Annotated in this window: 4 protein-coding genes; 1 reads left to right on the top strand and 3 read right to left on the bottom strand. The window is 40.2% G+C overall.

All coding sequences use genetic code 11. The annotated features are described in order from the left end of the window. Nucleotides 1-55 precede the first annotated feature (55 nt). A complete protein-coding gene (locus ILA26_RS04780; protein ID WP_292894699.1) occupies nucleotides 56-844 on the bottom strand; it encodes an ion transporter in 789 nt (262 codons plus the stop codon). 218 nt (nucleotides 845-1,062) lie between these two features. On the opposite strand from ILA26_RS04780, the gene ILA26_RS04775 reads away from it, so the two are divergent. Next, nucleotides 1,063-1,494: a hypothetical protein gene (locus ILA26_RS04775; protein WP_292894696.1), complete on the top strand. Its 432-nt coding sequence runs from the start codon at nucleotides 1,063-1,065 to the stop codon at nucleotides 1,492-1,494. Between the two features lie 58 nt (nucleotides 1,495-1,552). On the opposite strand, the gene ILA26_RS04770 is transcribed toward ILA26_RS04775, so the two are convergent. Together ILA26_RS04770 and ILA26_RS04765 are read right to left on the bottom strand one after the other, a co-directional pair. Next, nucleotides 1,553-2,392 carry an SseB family protein gene (locus ILA26_RS04770; RefSeq protein WP_292894693.1) on the bottom strand — a complete coding sequence of 280 codons (840 nt, stop codon included), beginning with the start codon at nucleotides 2,390-2,392 and terminating at the stop codon, nucleotides 1,553-1,555. 16 nt (nucleotides 2,393-2,408) lie between these two features. Beyond that, on the bottom strand, nucleotides 2,409-2,641 hold a 233-nt coding region (locus tag ILA26_RS04765; RefSeq protein ID WP_292894690.1), incomplete at its 5' end, for a hypothetical protein.

Raw genomic sequence — 2,641 nt, 5'->3', positions numbered from 1 at the left:
TCAAAAAACAATGCCAAAATCAAGAAAACGAACATTCAAGACCAAACGAGGCGTTTTAAAACGAATCTATCGCAGAGATCTCATTTGGAATGACAATCGCAAAAAGGATTTTGAAAATCAACAAAGTTTTTGAAAGAGTCGATTTTTCCTTCTCTTCAATCAAGGTCTCGAACTCATTGTCAGTGTCGCTTAAAAGGCGGTCTGTGAAAAATGAGGATATTGCCGCTGTGATTGTTGAGAATATGAATACCCCGACAATTATGAGGACTATTGAGATTAACTTTTCAGAGGTTGTCGCTGGAACCACATCCCCATACCCCACTGTGGCGAGAGTGGTGATTACAAAGTAGAAATCGTCAAACATGTCATAGGAGTTTCCGAAAATCCACATGAGCATTGTGAAAATGATTATTGTGAAAAACAACAGGCTTAAGATTGTGTCAAGATTACTGACCTTAAAGAACCGGTCAAGGTTGTGGGACAAACGCTTGAAAAGCACCACAACACGAATCATCTTCAGGAGCCTCAGGTACCTGAGCACGATTATGTGAGGCATCACAAATGGCAGGATCGCATCGAATGGGATTGACGCAATCAGATCAACCCAATTGCCTGGCCGCTTTAGAAATATCCTTTTCGGGTTTGAAAGGTATAGCGTCCAGAACCATTGCACCAAAAGAATTATACAGACTATGAAGTCATATATATGGATTTTAAGGACAACATCATATGGCAGGTCGAAAAACATCATTAAGGAGATTGCTATGATGTCTATGAAAATGAGCACGTTGATGAAAATCCATCTTGCATACAAACGGTTGATTTCATGCCCGAAAATGTTCAAAGTTATCCCTTCCAATAAGAATTAATATTTAATCTTATGATTTTATTGCATATTAAATTATCCTACAGGGACTGCAGATTATAGCAAATTGTATAACATACATGATACATACATATCATCATTAGTGCAATAATTATACATGATGGCATTAAACTGAACAAATAGTCGATAATGCTTCAGTTTCGACTACATAAAAAACAAACGAATGAGGCAAAAACATGATTTCAAAAAACAGGTTTATATTGACACTGCTTATAATGGGCGTGATAGCGGTCTGCAGCATCTCTGCAGTATCTGCAATGGACATATACGGAGGGGCATTCTCCACAAACGGAGGATTGGGCGACCTGACATACGCTTCCATTGATGTGGGAAGCCAATATTCAGGAGACAACGTAATCATCCAGATTTACTACTCCCGTGACGGATCCCTTCTAAACGACGGAAACATGGTTCCAAAAACCGTGACCTCAGGAGGTTTCATCAACGTGAAAAGCGCAGATGCGTACAGGTACTACCCTGACCATGCGACAGTCAACGTTTACAACACAAACAAGGTCCTTTTGGACACCCTTGATATTAACCTCAACGCCGGAAGCGGAATCCAGACCTTCGGGCAAGGATTCTACGACCATTCATACATATACTGAAAACATTAATGGTGATAAGCTCGATTATGCTTATCACAGACTTCTTTTTTTATATTAATCACTCATCATAGAAAGGCTGTGCAACGCACTCCCAAAGTGTGGTGAACTCATCCAACTCATTAATTATCTTGAACTCACTTCCCGGAGCAATGAGCGTGTCGAACTCATCCTTTCCATTGTTTCCAATCGGAAGGGCCTTACTTCCCTTTGGCATTCCAATGAGATTGGTGTATTTCAAGTCCCTTCTGAAATCACGGTTGCTGCTCACAGACATCGGAACGTTTGGAACAAACACGCCGTCAACGGCCTGCTGCCTCATGACGTTTTCATCCATCCTCACGACAAAAAGGTAATTGTCGTCAAGCTCAATGGAGTGTTCCCTCATCACCTTCAATATCTCGTTCATTGATTCGAAAAACTCCCTCACATCATCTGAAGGTTCATCGAAAAGACTTAAAAAAGCCGGAACCGGAAGGTTTATGTCATGGTCCGTGAAGGGATTGATTGAAATAATTGCATACTTGTCGGTTTGTCTTAGCATGTCCGCCAAGTCACTCATGAAGAGTGCATATATTGAGCTTCTCACCCCTGCCTCCTCCATTGCACTGTCGCTTGTGTATAACGGAAGCACCCTGTTTCCCTGATTGTCTTTTAAATAATTTATATTGAAACCTGCCTGGCCCTGAGGCTCAAAAACATCACCTTCCTTGGCGTTTTCTATTCCCTCAAACATGTTTGGGCTGAAGGTTACCGGCATCAATAGCTGTGATTCCTTTAATATCTCAAAAAACTCCCTTTGCATTTCTGGAGTGATTTCCTGCCTCATCAGTTCCTCAAGCCTTGTGTTGTCAGACATTGCACCTTGCTCTTTTAGTTCATTTAATTTTTCTTCATCCATATTATCACATTAACTCTTATTTTTCTACTTCAAAAATTATTGGAACATGATCACTGAATTCAAGCCAATGGCTTGGATTCTTAACCTCCAATCGCTTTACCATATCTTTTGATGCAAATACATGGTCCAGATGATACGGTTTATCCAAGTGCCTATACATGAAAAATGTTGATTTTGACTCTTCACCTTCACTTTCACCGGTTAGATAGTGATAAATATCAACCAAATCAATTTCTGACATCTTCTTTA

The sequence above is a fragment of the Methanobrevibacter sp. genome (genome assembly GCF_017940815.1).
In the GTDB taxonomy this organism is placed as follows: domain Archaea; phylum Methanobacteriota; class Methanobacteria; order Methanobacteriales; family Methanobacteriaceae; genus Methanocatella.
This window is presented reverse-complemented; position numbering and strand designations above follow the sequence as displayed.

Coding starts and splice junctions, on each gene's coding strand:
- ILA26_RS04775 (WP_292894696.1), top strand. CDS start 1,063: ATGATTTCAAAAAACAGGTTTATATTGACACTGCTTATAATGGGCGTG.
- ILA26_RS04770 (WP_292894693.1), bottom strand. CDS start 2,392: ATGGATGAAGAAAAATTAAATGAACTAAAAGAGCAAGGTGCAATGTCT.